Annotated in this window: 15 protein-coding genes; 8 read left to right on the top strand and 7 right to left on the bottom strand. The window is 60.7% G+C overall.

Features of this window, described 5'->3' with window-relative positions:
- Window positions 1-2: 2 nt before the first annotated feature.
- The 3 genes from BTN45_RS23200 to BTN45_RS23210 form a co-directional block, all read right to left on the bottom strand.
- The gene (locus BTN45_RS23200; protein WP_207591340.1) at window positions 3-293 is read right to left on the bottom strand and encodes an addiction module antidote protein; all 291 of its coding nucleotides are present in this window, start codon (window positions 291-293) and stop codon (window positions 3-5) included.
- The gene (locus BTN45_RS23205; RefSeq protein ID WP_207591342.1) at window positions 286-588 is read right to left on the bottom strand and encodes a type II toxin-antitoxin system RelE/ParE family toxin; all 303 of its coding nucleotides are present in this window, start codon (window positions 586-588) and stop codon (window positions 286-288) included. The genes BTN45_RS23200 and BTN45_RS23205 overlap by 8 nt, the downstream gene beginning before the upstream one ends.
- A 161-nt stretch (window positions 589-749) precedes the next feature.
- Window positions 750-1,622 (bottom strand): AraC family transcriptional regulator, encoded by an 873-nt coding sequence (locus BTN45_RS23210; protein WP_207591344.1) that lies wholly within the window; start codon window positions 1,620-1,622, stop codon window positions 750-752.
- Window positions 1,623-1,754: 132 nt separating this feature from the next.
- Here BTN45_RS23210 and BTN45_RS23215 point away from each other — a divergent pair, with 132 nt between their 5' ends.
- From BTN45_RS23215 to BTN45_RS23240, 6 genes are all read left to right on the top strand, one after another.
- On the top strand, window positions 1,755-2,969 hold the full coding sequence (locus BTN45_RS23215; RefSeq protein WP_207591346.1) for an amino acid ABC transporter substrate-binding protein: 1,215 nt from the start codon (window positions 1,755-1,757) through the stop codon (window positions 2,967-2,969).
- 70 nt (window positions 2,970-3,039) lie between these two features.
- Window positions 3,040-3,912 carry a branched-chain amino acid ABC transporter permease gene (locus BTN45_RS23220; protein ID WP_207591348.1) on the top strand — a complete coding sequence of 291 codons (873 nt, stop codon included), beginning with the start codon at window positions 3,040-3,042 and terminating at the stop codon, window positions 3,910-3,912.
- Window positions 3,909-4,817, top strand: a complete 909-nt coding sequence (locus BTN45_RS23225) for a branched-chain amino acid ABC transporter permease (protein WP_207591349.1) — start codon at window positions 3,909-3,911, stop codon at window positions 4,815-4,817. The genes BTN45_RS23220 and BTN45_RS23225 overlap by 4 nt, the downstream gene beginning before the upstream one ends.
- Window positions 4,814-5,542: an ABC transporter ATP-binding protein gene (locus BTN45_RS23230; RefSeq protein WP_207591351.1), complete on the top strand. Its 729-nt coding sequence runs from the start codon at window positions 4,814-4,816 to the stop codon at window positions 5,540-5,542. The genes BTN45_RS23225 and BTN45_RS23230 overlap by 4 nt, the downstream gene beginning before the upstream one ends.
- Entirely contained in the window at window positions 5,535-6,257 is a 723-nt protein-coding gene (locus tag BTN45_RS23235; protein ID WP_207591353.1) for an ABC transporter ATP-binding protein, read from the top strand. Before BTN45_RS23230 ends, BTN45_RS23235 begins: the two co-directional genes overlap by 8 nt.
- A 16-nt stretch (window positions 6,258-6,273) precedes the next feature.
- Complete coding sequence (locus BTN45_RS23240; RefSeq protein ID WP_207591355.1) at window positions 6,274-7,725, top strand: aldehyde dehydrogenase; 1,452 nt, start codon at window positions 6,274-6,276, stop codon at window positions 7,723-7,725.
- A 29-nt stretch (window positions 7,726-7,754) separates the two neighbouring features.
- Here BTN45_RS23240 and BTN45_RS23245 read toward each other — a convergent pair whose 3' ends face one another.
- The gene (locus BTN45_RS23245; RefSeq protein WP_207591357.1) at window positions 7,755-8,651 is read right to left on the bottom strand and encodes a LysR family transcriptional regulator; all 897 of its coding nucleotides are present in this window, start codon (window positions 8,649-8,651) and stop codon (window positions 7,755-7,757) included.
- A gap of 94 nt (window positions 8,652-8,745) precedes the next feature.
- On the opposite strand from BTN45_RS23245, the gene choX reads away from it, so the two are divergent.
- Together choX and betC are read left to right on the top strand one after the other, a co-directional pair.
- On the top strand, window positions 8,746-9,699 hold the full coding sequence (choX, locus tag BTN45_RS23250; protein ID WP_207591359.1) for a choline ABC transporter substrate-binding protein: 954 nt from the start codon (window positions 8,746-8,748) through the stop codon (window positions 9,697-9,699).
- A 14-nt stretch (window positions 9,700-9,713) separates the two neighbouring features.
- Window positions 9,714-11,228, top strand: coding sequence for a choline-sulfatase (betC, locus tag BTN45_RS23255; RefSeq protein WP_207591361.1), 1,515 nt, complete (start codon window positions 9,714-9,716; stop codon window positions 11,226-11,228).
- 15 nt (window positions 11,229-11,243) lie between these two features.
- Here the strand turns inward: betC and BTN45_RS23260 are convergent, their stop codons facing one another.
- From BTN45_RS23260 to argH, 3 genes are read right to left on the bottom strand one after another with little or no spacing between them, the layout of a single operon-like run.
- Window positions 11,244-12,137 carry a sugar kinase gene (locus BTN45_RS23260; protein WP_207591363.1) on the bottom strand — a complete coding sequence of 298 codons (894 nt, stop codon included), beginning with the start codon at window positions 12,135-12,137 and terminating at the stop codon, window positions 11,244-11,246.
- Window positions 12,134-13,174, bottom strand: a complete 1,041-nt coding sequence (ugpC, locus tag BTN45_RS23265; RefSeq protein ID WP_207591365.1) for a sn-glycerol-3-phosphate ABC transporter ATP-binding protein UgpC — start codon at window positions 13,172-13,174, stop codon at window positions 12,134-12,136. The genes BTN45_RS23260 and ugpC overlap by 4 nt, the downstream gene beginning before the upstream one ends.
- A complete protein-coding gene (gene argH, locus BTN45_RS23270; protein ID WP_207591367.1) occupies window positions 13,174-14,688 on the bottom strand; it encodes an argininosuccinate lyase in 1,515 nt (504 codons plus the stop codon). Before argH ends, ugpC begins: the two co-directional genes overlap by 1 nt.

The raw sequence follows: 14,688 nt of genomic DNA on the forward strand, positions 1-14,688 counted from the left end.
GATCATGCTGCCTTGTGTTTGCTGGTGAGTTGCAAGCCCAGGGCGTCGAGAACGGCTATTGTGGTTTCTAACGTCGGATTTCCTGCCTCGCTGAGGGATTTGTAGAGATGCTCTCTGGCAAGTCCGGTTTCCCGAGCCACCCGCGTCATACCCTTTGCGCGCGCGATAACACCAAGCGCATTTGCTATGTATGCCGCGTCGTTGGTTGCGAACGCGTCCTCCAAAAATACTTCAATTGCTTCATCGCTCTTGAGGTGTTCGGCAGGATTGAAGTTCGTGAACTTTTCACTCATCGTCATCACTCCATTGCGCCGCAATCACCCTTGCGGCTCTTATGTCCTTCTCCTGCGTGCTCTTGTCACCGCCACAAAGGAGAACGACAACGACATCATCCGAAATGATGAAATAGACCCGATAGCCCGGCCCGTAGTGGATGCGCAATTCGCTAATTCCATTGCCAACCGGCGCAACGTCACCTGCGTGACCAAAGGAAAGCCTGTTCAAGCGGGACGCAATAATAGCTTTGCCGCGTTCATCCTTCAGCTTCCCAAACCATTTTTTGAACGTAGTAGATTGCTTGATCTGCATTTCTAATTCGGATTGTAATTTATAAGTTACAAAATGTGAAGTCTGATATAAAAATCGGGATTAAATCCAATGAAATATCTCGCCGGTCTGGCTGCGTAAGATCGCATCCGGAGCATAACGGAGAGCAATAGGCCACTGAAGTTACAAGCGTATGCCAGACGTCACGGCCAAGCCGCATAGGATGGCGGCGGCATGTTCTGCATCTGCCTTGCCGTTCTTCTGAAACGGCCAGGAGAGGTACCCTCGTTGCGCGTGAAGAAGCGATTGAAGTAACCGGGGTCCTGAAAACCCAATCGAAACGCGATTTCAGCAACTTGCAACGAAGAGTTCAGAAGAAGGTCGCGCGCCTCTGACAGGAGTTCCCGGTGGATGTAGGCCTGTGGCGAAAGCCCCGTGGCCTTGCGAACCGCGAATCCCAGTCGCTCGCGGGTGACGTCGAGATGGCGTGCATAATCGTCCACTGCCCATTGATCGTGCTTGTGCTGGCTCACCAGAAGGACGAAACGTTCGGCGAGGCCGCCCGGGGTGGAGACGGCGGCGGCAATATCGGCGATGGCGTGCTGGCAGATGCGGACAAGAGTGACGCAGAGCAGGCTGGCGATGATCGTGTCGGAACCGGTCGCTGCGCGGACATTTTCGCTCGCGATTGTTTGGAGATAAGCCTCCAGTTCCTTTTGGTCCTGCTCTTCGGGCGTCTGTACCAGAATACGCTGCAGTATCGCGCGTACGGCGCTTGCGCTCGTGCCCGTCGGCATCGCGTGAGCCAGCCCGATTTCGGTGGTCGTCAACAGCGATCCGCGGCTTCCGGCGCTCAGTCTCACGCGGCCTGCCGGGCCTATGGGCAGCCAGATGAGCCCCGGCGAAGGGACATCCAGCCTCTTATCGCCCTGCGTGATCTCCGCTTCCCCGACAGAAAGCAAAAGCAGGTGGGCGCCGTCTGCTTCCAGCCGGAATTCGGATACGCGCAGCGAGGAGGCGAAGGTGCGTGCCGCGATCTCCACCCGATTGGCGGCAAACTGGGTGTGCAGCGGCATTCAATCTCCAAAAGTGCAATAATGTACTACACTAGTGCATTTTATATGCGACTGTCATTGCTAAACTTCGATCAGCGCGCGGGAAGTCTTGAGGAGAAGAGCTGCCCGATCGAGCGCTTTGGGAGGAACATCATGAACAATTTGAAGCGCAGAACGCTGTTCTGCCTGCTGTCCGGTGCTGCTCTGTCGGCAGTGTCTTTCAGTCATGCCACTGCGCAGGACCGCACTTCTGTAAAGATTGGTTATGCCGTGTCAAAAAGCGGCGCCAACGCCACCGGCGCGGGCATCACTACCATTCCGAACTACAAATTATGGGTGAAAGAGGTCAACGATGCCGGCGGCCTCACGCTGCCGAATGGCAAGCGCTTGCCAGTTGACGTGGTCGAATATGACGACCGTTCCTCGGCCGAGGACGCGGTGCGGTTCACCGAGCGGCTGGCCAGCCAGGACAAGGTGGATTTCATCCTGCCGCCCTGGGGCACGGGATTTAATCTGGCGGTTGCGCCGCTTTATGACCGTTTCGGTTATCCGCAGCTCGCGGTCACCGGCGTCACCGACAAGGCGCCCGATTTCGCCGCGCGATGGAAGAAGAGCTTCTGGATGCTGGGCGGGGGCCACGACTATGCCAATGCACTGGCCGATGTTTTGAAAGCCGCCCGCGAAGCAGGCCAGATCAATGACAAGGTGGCCGTTATATCTGTCGCGGACGGTTTCGGCATCGATCTCATCAAGGCCGCGCGACCCGCGCTGAAGGAAGCAGGTTTTACGCTTGCTTATGACAAGACCTATCCGGTCGGCACCTCGGATTTTGCCGCGCTTGTGAACGAGGCCGCGGCAAGCGGTGCGGACAGTTTCATCGCCTTCTCCTACCCGCCGGACAGTTTCGCGGTAACGAAGCAGGCGCAGACTGCACGATATAATCCGAAGGTGTTCTACGTCGGTGTCGGCGGTGCTTTCCCGATTTTCCCGAAGGTTTCCGATGGCAAGCAGGAAGGTGTCATCAGCATCGGCGGCGTCGATGGAAGCAGCGACAGGATCGAGGATTATTTCAAGCGTCACGAAGCCTTCATCGGCACCAAGCCGGACAGCTGGGCAAGCGCCATCACCTATGCGAGCCTCGAAATGCTGGCCCAGTCAATCCAGCGTGTCGGGCTCGACCGGGCAGCGGTGGCGGGCGAGCTTTCGACGGGAAGCTTCGACACCGTTATTGGCCCGGTCAAACTTGAAGACAACCAGCTTCGTCAGCTGTGGTGGGCGGGGCAATGGCAGGGCGAGCGTTTCGTCGCGATTGCGCCCGCGGATCGCCCCGGTGCGGCCAAGCCCCTTGTCCCGAAGCCGCAATGGTAAGCCCTTTCCGGCCGGGACCCGTGAACCCGGCCGGAAGGCTTCGGCCATGTTCCAGACTGGAGACATTTCCTTGTTCTTATCCACCCTCATCTTCGGCTTGATGCTGGGAGGGACCTATGCGCTGATCGCGCTTGGACTTTCGCTGCAATATGGCATCGCTCGCATCATGAACCTCGCTTATGGCGAAGTGCTGATCGCGGCGGCCTTCATCACCTTCGTTCTGTTTTCCGGTTACGGGCTTTCGCCGCTCTGGTCGCTTTTCATCATCGTGCCGCTCGGTTACGCCCTGTCTTTCGTGATCTACCGGGTCATGATGCGGCCGCTGGTGCGCCGGTCAGGCGGCTCCGGCCGTCTGGAAGTCGATTCCATTCTGGCAACCTTCGGACTGCTCTTCGTTGTCCAGGGCATCATGCTCGTGGCGTTCGGTGGCAATTACCATTCCTATTCCTATCTCGCCGATGGCGTCGATATCTTCGGTACGACGGTGGCAATGAACCGGCTTCTGTCTTTCGGCTTGTCGGTCCTGATTGGCGGTGGGCTTTATCTGGTGCTCACCCACAGCCGCTGGGGTCTTAACCTGCGGGCAGTGGCGCTGTCGCCCCGTTCCGCGCCGCTGGTCGGTATCGATGTGAACCGCGTGGCTTCCCTCGGCTTTGCTCTCGGCGGCGCAATCGCCGTGGCGGGCGGGGTGATGATCTCAATGTACCAGACCTTCTCCGCTTCCTATGGCGTGGTCTTCACCATGAAGGCGCTTGTCGTCGTCATCATGGGCGGTGTCGGCAATCTGCTCGGAGCGCTGGTCGCCGGCCTGCTGCTCGGCCTCGTGGAAACCTTTGTGCTGGTTTATGTCGATCCCGGCCTCACACTTGCCGCCACCTACCTGCTCTTTCTCGTGGTCCTGCTTTGGCGTCCGGAAGGCATCTTCGCAAGGAGGGGCAAATGATTCCGCTTCTGATCGGCCTCGCCGCAGCCGCGCTGCTGGCGTTTTCCCCCTTCTTCTTCGATGCCTATGGTGTCGGCGTCATCATCGGCCTTCTCGGTTATGCCACGCTTGCTTCCGCCTGGGCGATGTTCTCCGGTCCGACCCGCTATATATCGCTCGCCACCGTCGCCTTTTTCGGTGTCGGGGCCTATACGGTCGCGGTGCTGAGCGAGGTTTTGCCATGGCCGCTCGTCCTCCTGTGCTCCGCCCTTGTCGGCGCGGCGCTTGCCTTCGTCGTCGGGCTTTCCACGCTGCGCGTCGCCGGCATTTATTTCGTGATCTTTTCCTTCGGCCTCGCCGAACTCATCCGCCAGCTCATCACCTGGTATGAAGTGAATGTGACCGGAACGCTCGGGCGCTATATCTTCCTGCCGCTGGAGCCGCAGCATGTCCTCTGGCAATTGCTGGCGCTGGCCGCCGTTACTCTTGTCCTGTCGACGCTCATCGACCGCAGCAAGCTCGGCCTGGCGCTGAAGGCGATCGGCGATGATGAGGTGGTGGCCGCCCATGCAGGAATTAATCTTGCCCGCACCAAGCTGACGCTCTTCGTGCTGTCCGCCACCATCATCACGCTTGTTGGCGCCATCCAGGCCCCACGCTGGGTCTATATCGAGCCGGCCATCGTCTTTAATCCGCAGGTCTCGTTCCTCACCGTCATCATGGCCCTGCTTGGCGGAGCCTCGCGCCGCTGGGGACCCATCCTCGGTGCAGTGCCGCTATTCCTGCTGTTCGAATGGCTGGGCGCTAATTTCCCAAACCATTTTTCCATCATTCTCGGCGCTCTCTTCATCCTCATCGTCTTTGTACTGCCAGATGGCGTGCTGGCGGCGCTGGACAAGTTGCGCAACAAGGAGAAGACGGCATGAGCACCGTTCTCGAAATTGCTGATATCCGCAAGACCTTCGGCGGGCTGAAGGCAGTGGATGGTCTGGGCCTGACTATCAAGGCCGGCGAGGTCGTGGGGCTGCTCGGGCCGAACGGTTCTGGAAAGACGACGCTGATGAACCTGATCTCGGGCGCGCTGAAGCCGACGGAGGGATCGATCCGGCTGGAAGGGAAGGAGATTGCCGGCCGGCGGCCGGATGCGATTGCGCGCGCAGGCGTGGCGCGCACCTTTCAGCTCGTGCGGCTTTTGCCTTCGCTTTCCCTACTGGACAATGTCGCGGTTTCGGCCATGTTCGGGCCGCAGCGGTTGTCCCGCCCCGCGGCCGAGAAGGTCGCGCGCACCTGCCTGGTAAGAATAGGGCTCGCCGGGCGGGCAGACATGCCGGCCGGCGATCTCACCTATATCGATCAGAAACGCCTCGAACTGGCTCGTGCGCTTGCGGGCGAACCAAAGCTTCTGCTTCTCGACGAATGGCTCGCAGGCCTCAACCCCACGGAGCTGCAAGAGGGGATCGCGCTGATCCGGCGGCTGGCATCGGAAGGGACGACCATCCTGCTGGTGGAACATATCATGGCGGCCGTGCGCGCCCTTTGCCCGCGCTCCGTGGTCATGGCGGCCGGCCGCAAGATCGCCGACGGGCCGACGGCAGCGGTGCTTGATGATCCGCAGGTTATCTCCGCATATCTGGGAGCGGCACATGCTTGAAATAGATGCATTGACAATCCGCTACGGCAAACATCTCGCGGTTGACGGCATATCGCTCAATGTCGCCAAGGGCGAGACCGTGGTGCTGCTTGGCGCCAATGGCGCCGGCAAGTCGTCGCTGCTGAAAGCCGTCGGCGGCATGGTTGTGCCGGCGTCCGGCGAAGTGCGCGTCGACGGGGCGTCGCTTGCCGCTGTTCCTCCTCATCGGATCGTGGACTGCGGCGTGGCGCTGGTGCCAGAAGGACGCGGAATTTTCCCGGCGCTGACGGTGGAGGATAATCTTCGCCTCGGCGCCAATCCCCGCCATGCCCGTTCAGCAGAAAAAGTAACGCGGGAGCATATTTTCTCGCTGTTTCCGCGTCTCGCCGAACGCCGGCAGCAGCTTGCCGGCACCATGTCCGGCGGCGAACAGCAGATGGTCGCCATCGGGCGGGCGCTGATGTCGGCACCGGATTATCTGTTGCTGGACGAGCCGAGCCTTGGCCTTGCGCCCATCGTTACGCAGGAACTTTTCGCCGCCTTGGCGGAGATCAAGAAGACCGGCCTTTCCATTCTGCTCGTGGAGCAGAATGTGCGCGAAAGCCTGGCGCTTGCCGATCGCGGATATTTGCTGGAAGCAGGACGGATTGTCGGGGCAGGCACAGCTAAAGCCCTCTCTGCCGATACCGCCGTGCAACGGGCGTTTCTCGGCGGCACCACCGCCGCCATTGTCTGAATTCAGGAGGAAGACCATGCAGACTGTCAATCTTTTCATCGGTGGCGACCATTGCCCGGCCGCGAGCGGAAAGCGCTTCGAGCGTCACAATCCGATCACCGGCGACGTCGCGACCAGCGCGGCGGCGGCAACGGTGGAGGACGCTACCCGTGCGGCCGATGCTGCCGCGGCCGCCTTTCCCGTCTGGTCGGCCACATCGCCCGGCGAGCGCCGCCGCCTGCTGCTGGCGGCGGCTCAGGCGCTACTCGCCGCCGGGCCTGACATTACCCAGGCGATGAAGGAAGAAATCGGCGCGACCGATGCCTGGGCTGGTTTCAATGTGAAGCTCGCAAGCGATATGCTGGTGGAAGCCGCAAGCCTGACCACCCAGATCAAGGGCGAGATCATTCCCTCCAACCGGCCGGGAACCACGGCGATGGCACTGCGCCAGCCGGCGGGTGTGGTATTGTCCATCGCCCCCTGGAATGCTCCCGTCATTCTCGGCGTGCGTTCCATCGCCACGCCGCTCGCCTGCGGCAATACGGTGGTGATGAAAACCTCGGAGCTTTGCCCGCGTACCCATGCGCTGATCATCGAGGCGGTGGCATCGGCAGGTCTGCCGAAGGGCGTGCTCAACGCCGTCTCCAATGCACCGGAGGATGCAGCAAAGATCGTCGACACGCTGATTGCGCACTCCGCTGTCAGACGTGTCAACTTCACCGGGTCGACCCGCGTTGGCCGCGTGATTGCCGAAACGGCCGGCCGTTACCTGAAGCCAGCACTGCTGGAACTCGGCGGCAAGGCGCCGTTCATCGTGCTTGATGATGCCGATATCGATGCAGCGGTCGCGGCGGCCGCCTTCGGCGCCTACATGAACCAGGGCCAGATCTGCATGTCGACGGAGCGCATCATCGTGCTCGACAGCGTTGCCGATACATTCGTGCAGGCCTTCGCCAGAAAAGCGTCCAGCCTCACGGCCGGAGACCCACGTGAGGGCAAAACACCGCTCGGCTCACTGGTCAGCGCCGAAGCGACGTCACGCATAAGGGCGCTGGTGGACGACGCCGTGTCCAAAGGCGCAAAGCTGGTCGCGGGCGGCGGCGGCACTGGCACCATGCTCGATGCGATCGCCGTCGATGGCGTCACTCCGGCCATGCGGCTTTATTCCGAGGAAAGTTTCGGTCCGGTCGTTTCCATCATCAGGGCGGGCAGCGTCGATGAGGCGGTAAGCATCGCCAATGAAACAGAGTTTGGTCTTTCCGCCGCGATTTTCGGCAGGGACCAGGCGCGGGCGCTTGCCATTGCCGCGCGGATCGAAAGCGGCATATGCCACATCAACGGGCCGACTGTTCACGATGAGGCGCAGATGCCCTTCGGCGGGGTCAAGGCCTCCGGTTACGGCCGCTTCGGCGGCACGGCGGGCATTGCGGAATTCACCGAATTACGCTGGGTCACGCTCCAGGACGGGCCGCTGCATTATCCGATCTGAACCGGACGCCGGGGGCGGCTGCGGCGGCCTCACCGCCGCTCGTCGATCAGCCAGCCGGTGAGTTTTCTCACCGCGCTGTCGCTGCTTTTCGGCCGCATCAACCAGTAGCCGCGCCCCGGTGCATCGAGGCTAGGGCCTGCCGTGACCAGTACGCCAGCCTCGAGCAGTGGATCGACGAGCCCGGCCCAGCCGAGCGCAAAGCCCTGTTCTCCGATGGTCGCCTGAACCACCATGGTGTAATTGTTGAAGCTGATGTCGCCGCCGTCGTTTTCGGGGCCTCTCTGAACGCCGAAATGCTTGAAATAGGAAGCCCAGTCGAACCAGTGCGCCTGCGATGTGTTTTCGAGGTGGATGAGTTTCCGCCGCGAAAAATCAGCAACGCCTGCGGGCGCCGGCGTTGCTGCCAGAAACGCAGGTGAACAGACCGGCGTGACTTTTTCCGAAAGCAGCAGTACGGCCCCGTCACCCGCCTCCTGCCGGGTGCCGAAAATGATCATCACGTCGCTGTCATGCTTGCCCTGACCCAACGGGTCCTGCGTGGCGACGATCTGGATGTTGACGTCAGGGTTGAGCGCTCGAAATCCGTGCATCCGCGGAATGAGCCACAATGACGAAAAGGCATAGTCCGTATGCAGGCGGATGGTCTGACGTTCCTCCGTCCGTCGAAGCTGCTGCGCGAGCAGATCAATGGCATCGACATTGCGGGAGACGATCTCGAACAGCCTTTGTCCCTCTGCCGTCAGATCGATGCCGCGATGTTTGCGGCGGATGAGCGCCACCCCAAGCTCCTCTTCGAGCCTGCGCATCTGATAGCTGACGGCAGGCTGGGTGAGCCGCAGGTAGCCCGCCGCCGCCGTCAGGCTGCCCTGGCGGGCAACCTCGGTAAAGATGCGCATCCATCCGAGATCGAGCGGCCGGTCTGACATTAAATTTCCTTATATCACTTATCGAAAAATACCTGCTTCACAGGCAAAAACAATGTGGTGTTCAATAAACTGGACTAATACAAGGGGAGCCGCAATGAAAACCGTTTCTCATCTGCACCGCATCGCCGCCGGCCTGTTCCTGTCCGTGGCGGCCTTCTCCACCCCGCTTCAGGCGGCCGATGACGCGTCCTGCAAGCTGGTACGTCTAAGCGATCCCGGCTGGACGGATATTACCGCAACCAATGGCGTCGCCTCGGTACTGCTCGATGCATTGGGTTATGAAGCCGACGTCAAGACGCTTTCCGTGCCCATCGGCTATCAGGCGATGAAGAACGGCGAAATCGACGTTTTCCTCGGGAACTGGATGCCAGCGCAGAAATCCTTCGTAGATGACCTCAATTCGGCGAAAGCTGCCGAGGTCTTGACGAAGAATCTCGAGGGCGCCAAGTTCACGCTGGCGGTGCCTTCTTACATGGCGGAGAAGGGCGTGAAGGATTTTGCCGATCTCGCCAAACATGCCGATGAATTCGAGAGCAAGATTTACGGCATCGAGCCCGGCGCACCCGCCAACCAGAATATCCAGAAGATCATAGACGCCAATGATTTCGGCCTTAAAGGCTGGCAGCTCGTCGAATCCGGTGAGCAGGCCATGCTGGCGCAGGTGGAACGGGCGGGCCGGGATAAGAAGGCCGTGGTCTTCCTTGCCTGGGCGCCGCATCCGATGAACGAGAAGATCGATATCGCCTATCTCTCCGGCGGTGACGCCTTTTTCGGCCCGAATTTCGGCGGCGCAGAGGTTTATACGCTTGCCCGCACCGGCTGGCCGGAAAAATGCCCCAACGCGGCGGCGCTCTTCAAAAACCTGAAGTTCGATATCGGCATGGAAAATGCCCTCATGGGTTCGATTCTCGGCGGAGAGGATTCCAAAGCCGCGGCAGCGGCCTGGGTGAAGGCCAACCCCAAAGCGCTGGATGGCTGGCTGCAGGGCGTTACCACGCTGGATGGAAAACCGGGTACGGATGCCGTTAAGGGCAAGCTTGGTCTCTGAGCCGGAAAGTGGAAATGCCGCGTCCCAATATCCTCATACTGATGGTCGACCAGTTCAACGGGACGTTGTTTCCCGATGGACCGGCCGATTTTCTCCATGCACCGCATCTGAAAGCCTTGGCGGAGCGATCTGTACGCTTCGCCAATACCTATACGGCCAGCCCGCTTTGTGCGCCGGCCCGTGCTTCCCTGATGTCCGGGCAATTGCCAAGCCGGACGCGGGTTTACGACAATGCCGCCGAGTTCGCCTCCGACATTCCGACCTATGCGCACCATCTGCGGGCGGCCGGTTATTACACCGGTCTCTCAGGCAAGATGCATTTCGTCGGGCCTGACCAGCTGCACGGCTTCGAAGAGCGTCTGACGACCGACATCTATCCCGCGGATTTTGGCTGGACGCCCGATTATACCAAGCCGGACGAGCGGATCGACTGGTGGTATCACAATCTGGGTTCGGTGACGGGTGCAGGGGTTGCCGAAATCACCAACCAGATGGAGTATGACGACGAGGTAGCCTACCACGCCAACCGCAAGCTCTATGACCTGTCTCGTCGGCTCGATGACCGGCCGTGGTGTCTGACGGTCAGCTTCACCCATCCGCACGATCCCTATGTGGCGCGGCGGAAATTCTGGGATCTCTATGAGGATTGCCCGGCGCTCGATCCGCAGTCGGAGGCCATTGCTTTCGATCAGCAGGACCCGCATTCGAAACGGTTGCTGGAAGCCTGTGACCACAATGCCTTCGATATTTCGCCGGAGCAGATACGCCGGGCACGCCGCGGTTACTTCGCCAACGTCTCCTATATCGACGAGAAGATCGGCGAAATCCTTGGCGTCCTGAAGGCGACGCGGATGGAGGAGGACACCATCGTCCTCTTCCTTTCAGACCATGGCGATATGTTGGGTGAGCGCGGCCTGTGGTTCAAGATGTGCTTCTTCGAGGGCTCGGCCCGCGTACCGCTGATGATCGCCGCGCCAGGATGGCAGCCGGCATTGATCGATACGCCGGCCTCGACACTGGATGTGACGCCGACGCTGTGCGGTCTGGCAGGGCTTGATATCACCTCGCTTAAACGCTGGACGGATGGCGAGGATCTGGCGCCGTTGGCTGCTGGCACCGGCGGGCGCGGCCCGGTGCCGATGGAATATGCGGCCGAAGGCTCGATCTCGCCGCTCGTCGCCATCAGGGACGGCCGATACAAATTGTCCGTCTGTGAGGCCGATCCGCCGCTGCTTTACGATCTGGACGCCGATCCCGAAGAGCGCACCAATCTCGCTGGCGATCCCGCTTTCAGCGACGTGCTCTCGTTGCTTTCCGCCGAAATTGGCCAGCGGTGGCAGTTGCCGGTGTTCGACGCCGCCGTTCGCGAAAGTCAGGCGCGGCGCTGGGTGGTCTACAAGGCGCTGCGCAACGGCGCCTATTACCCGTGGGACTACCAACCCTTGCAGAATGCTTCGGAACGCTACATGCGTAACCACATGGACCTCAACGTGCTGGAAGAAAACCAGCGTTTTCCGCGCGGCGAGTGAGGTGGGCAAGGTGCCTCAAGCGGTGGTCGACACCCTCGGTGCGCCGCCCGCCGCCTGCACGGCAAGACTGCCCGCGGCAACCCCGGCTGTGAGGCATTGCTGTTCGTCCCTGCCTTGAAGCCAGGCATCAAGAAAACCGGCATTAAAGGCATCGCCGGCGCCGGTCGTATCGACCACGGGTACTTCCTGGGCTGCCAGATGCTGCAAGCCCCTTCGACAAGATACCCAAGCGCCCTGCGCGCCGCCTTTCAGCGCCACGACGGGAAAGGCCTCTGACAGGGCGTGGATGGCTCTTTCCGGGTCAGAATGCCCCGTGATTGCTTCCGCCTCTTCAAGATTGGGCAAAAACACGTCGACACCGGCACAGGCCTTCAGCAGCCCCTTGTCGTAAATCAGCGAAGCATCCCAGCTTGGATCGAGCGATACTGACAATCCGCTTGCCTTGGCGCGTGAAACCAGATCAGGCATCTCATGCAGCGTGGCGAATTCGGCGATGTGCAGATGCCGGGCGTTATCCCACGCGAAGGCGGCATCGAGCGTCGAGGGACGGGCGGCACCGGCGCGGCGCGTCAAAAACGCCCGGTCCTGGCCAACCACCGTCGCCACCGTCACCTGCGGTCCGGCATCTGCTGCATGTTCCAGAAACCGCAGGTCGACGCCGCTTTGCGCCATTTTCTCACCGATGTCGCGTGAAAATGTATCGGTGCCGAGCCTTGCGAGCAGAGCAACCGGGCGTCCGACATGGGCAAAATGGGCAGCGGCAATGAAGGCTCCGCCGCCGGGGGCGATTTCCATGTCTCGGGCAAACAGTTCCCGGCCGAGCACTGGCAGTTCATTAAGACCGGTGAAAATGAGGTCACAATAGATCCGGCCGATGCTGATGACGGCAGTTTTTTCCGTTGTCATCATGCGCGGCCCAGAAGCTTTTCCGTCTTGGCGTCGAAAAGATAAAGCGAACCTCGCGCCGCCTGGCATTGCAGCCTGCCGCCGACGGCCGGAATGGTTTTGCTTCTCGCCGTGGCGATTACCGAACTGGTGTCGGTGTCCAGATGGACAAGCGTCTCCGGCCCGAGCGGCTCGACTGCCGTTACCGTTCCTTCCAGGATAAACGTCCCCTGAGCGGACCCAGACTCGCCAACAAGCAGATCATGCGGCCGGACGCCGATCAGAAGCTCACCCGTGGCGGACGGCGCGACGCTGTCGCCGGCTCTGGTTCCGCGCAGCAGGTTCATCGAGGGGCTGCCGATGAAGCGTGCGGTAAAGATGTCGACGGGTGTTTCATAAAGTTCCGTTGGCGTGCCGACCTGCAGGATGTGGCCGTCCTTCATGACGACGATCCTGTCGGCCATGGTCATGGCTTCCACCTGATCGTGGGTGACATAAACGGTTGTCGTCTTAAGACGCTGATGCAAGCGCTTGATTTCAATACGCATCTGTGCGCGCAGCTGGGCGTCTAGGTTAGACAGTGGCTCATCGAACAGGAAGGCGGCGGGATCGCGCACCATGGCGCGGCCGATGGCGACACGCTGCCGCTGACCGCCTGACAGGGCGGCCGGCCGCCGGTCGAGCAGGGCCTCCAGACCGAGCACCCGGCCGGCCTCCTCTATGCGGCGGTTCTTTTCCTCGCGGTCAAGCTTCGAGGTGTAGAGGCCAAAGCCGATGTTCTGGCGAACCGTCATGTGCGGATAGATCGCATAGTTCTGGAAGACCATCGCGATGTTGCGCTGTTTCGGTTCCTTCTCATTGACGATGTCGCCGCCGATCTTCAGCGCTCCGTCGGAGATTTCTTCCAGCCCGGCGATCATTCTGAGGGTGGTGGATTTGCCGCAGCCGGACGGGCCGACAAAAACGACGAATTCGCCGTCTTCAATGGCAAGATCGATGCCCTTGACCGCCTCGACCTTGCCGTAGCGCTTCACGAGTTTATTGAATTCGATTGTCGCCATCATCGGGCTCCCGTCAGGGCGGTGAATCTCTCTGTGAGTTCCGCGGCCTTTGCCGCTTCGTGATCGGCGGATCGCCGTGCTTCCGCCTCGAATGCAGCAAGCCTGTTGCGATAGGTGGCAATCGCCTCCCGCATCGGTTCGGGGGCAGGGCCGCCGAAACGGCTGCGCACGGCAACGAAGTGCTCGGGCGAGACGATCTGCCTGAATTTTTCCTCATCGATCCCGGTTTGCCGCCCTGTCAGCTCATGGAACGCCTTGAGGAACGGCTGGTAACCGTCATTCGGCAGATCGCCTTTCAGCGCGACGACGCTCTTGGCAACAGTCGCGGCAATCTCATGGGCCTGGCGGAAAGACAGGTCTTCGATGCGGACAAGCGAATCCGCCAGTTCCGTGATGGTGATACACGACCGGCGGATGTTCTGGTCGACCCTTTCGGGGTCGATGCTGATCTGGCCAACGAGGCTGGCAAGAAGATCGAGAACCCGGCCGGCAGAAGTGAAGGCTTCATAACCCATGCCCTGCGTCTCGCCCTCGCTGTCATTCATGTCGGTGAAGGGCGTATTATGCATCACATCCAGCACCGTGCGCGCCCGCCCGAATGTCTGGCTGGCGAGGTGGCGCAGATGTTCGATCGGCACCGGGTTTCGCTTCTGCGGCATGATCGAGGAAATCTGCACCAGCGCATTCGGCACGTAGATCTGGCCGACCTCGAAACTCGTCCAGAACTGGAAATCCTGGATGAGCCGGCCGAGATGCAGGAACATCAGTTCGATCGCGCCATAGGTCGCGGTCGTGTAATCCACGGCTGCGATGCAGGAATAGGAATTGCGCAACGGTGCAGCAAAACCCAGCAATTCAGCAACGCGTGCCCGATCGATTGGAAAGCCAGAGGTGGTGATGGCGGCCGCGCCCATCGGCGAAAGATCAACGATGCGGCGTGCCTCCGCAAAGCGGTCAATATCCCGGATCAACACTTCGATGGCGGCAGAAAGGTAATGGCCGAAGGTGGTGGGCTGGGCCGGTTGCCCATGGGTATAGGCCACGATCAGCACGGATTGGTTACGCTCGGCGGCATCGATCAGCGCTTTCAGCAGAACACGCGCCTTGACGGTGAGCGTGTCTATCTTCTCCTTCAGGCCGATCTTGAACAGCGTGTGATCGATATCGTTGCGTGAACGGGCCGTGTGCAGGCGGCCGGCGACATCAACGCCGATGCGGGCTTTCAGCTCTTTCTCGATCAGGAAGAAGAAATCCTCGACTTCGCCGGTATAGACGAGCTCGGAGGGCTCGATGGTCCGGTCGATATCCTCAAGCGCGCCGGCGATCTTGGCCGCTGTTTCGGCATCGAGAATGCCGGTTTCGCGCAGCATGACAAGGTGGGCGCGGTCTATGCGGCGGAACCCATCGACATGGTGGTTCTTGGCGCCGTCAAACAGCGGGCGCAGCACGGTTTCCTTGTAGACGGGGTCGGGAAACTTGCTGGTATCCGACTGGCGCGGGTTGATATCGGCCAT

Source organism: Rhizobium sp. ZX09 (assembly GCF_017357485.1).
Lineage (GTDB): Bacteria > Pseudomonadota > Alphaproteobacteria > Rhizobiales > Rhizobiaceae > Agrobacterium > Agrobacterium pusense.

Excerpts from the sequence above, each read along its gene's own strand:
- BTN45_RS23200 (WP_207591340.1), bottom strand. The coding sequence starts at position 293 with ATGAGTGAAAAGTTCACGAACTTCAATCCTGCCGAACACCTCAAGAGC.
- BTN45_RS23205 (WP_207591342.1), bottom strand. The coding sequence starts at position 588 with ATGCAGATCAAGCAATCTACTACGTTCAAAAAATGGTTTGGGAAGCTG.
- BTN45_RS23210 (WP_207591344.1), bottom strand. The coding sequence starts at position 1,622 with ATGCCGCTGCACACCCAGTTTGCCGCCAATCGGGTGGAGATCGCGGCA.
- BTN45_RS23215 (WP_207591346.1), top strand. The coding sequence starts at position 1,755 with ATGAACAATTTGAAGCGCAGAACGCTGTTCTGCCTGCTGTCCGGTGCT.
- BTN45_RS23225 (WP_207591349.1), top strand. The coding sequence starts at position 3,909 with ATGATTCCGCTTCTGATCGGCCTCGCCGCAGCCGCGCTGCTGGCGTTT.
- BTN45_RS23230 (WP_207591351.1), top strand. The coding sequence starts at position 4,814 with ATGAGCACCGTTCTCGAAATTGCTGATATCCGCAAGACCTTCGGCGGG.
- BTN45_RS23235 (WP_207591353.1), top strand. The coding sequence starts at position 5,535 with ATGCTTGAAATAGATGCATTGACAATCCGCTACGGCAAACATCTCGCG.
- BTN45_RS23240 (WP_207591355.1), top strand. The coding sequence starts at position 6,274 with ATGCAGACTGTCAATCTTTTCATCGGTGGCGACCATTGCCCGGCCGCG.
- BTN45_RS23245 (WP_207591357.1), bottom strand. The coding sequence starts at position 8,651 with ATGTCAGACCGGCCGCTCGATCTCGGATGGATGCGCATCTTTACCGAG.
- choX (WP_207591359.1), top strand. The coding sequence starts at position 8,746 with ATGAAAACCGTTTCTCATCTGCACCGCATCGCCGCCGGCCTGTTCCTG.
- betC (WP_207591361.1), top strand. The coding sequence starts at position 9,714 with ATGCCGCGTCCCAATATCCTCATACTGATGGTCGACCAGTTCAACGGG.
- BTN45_RS23260 (WP_207591363.1), bottom strand. The coding sequence starts at position 12,137 with ATGATGACAACGGAAAAAACTGCCGTCATCAGCATCGGCCGGATCTAT.
- ugpC (WP_207591365.1), bottom strand. The coding sequence starts at position 13,174 with ATGGCGACAATCGAATTCAATAAACTCGTGAAGCGCTACGGCAAGGTC.
- argH (WP_207591367.1), bottom strand. The coding sequence starts at position 14,688 with ATGGCCGATATCAACCCGCGCCAGTCGGATACCAGCAAGTTTCCCGAC.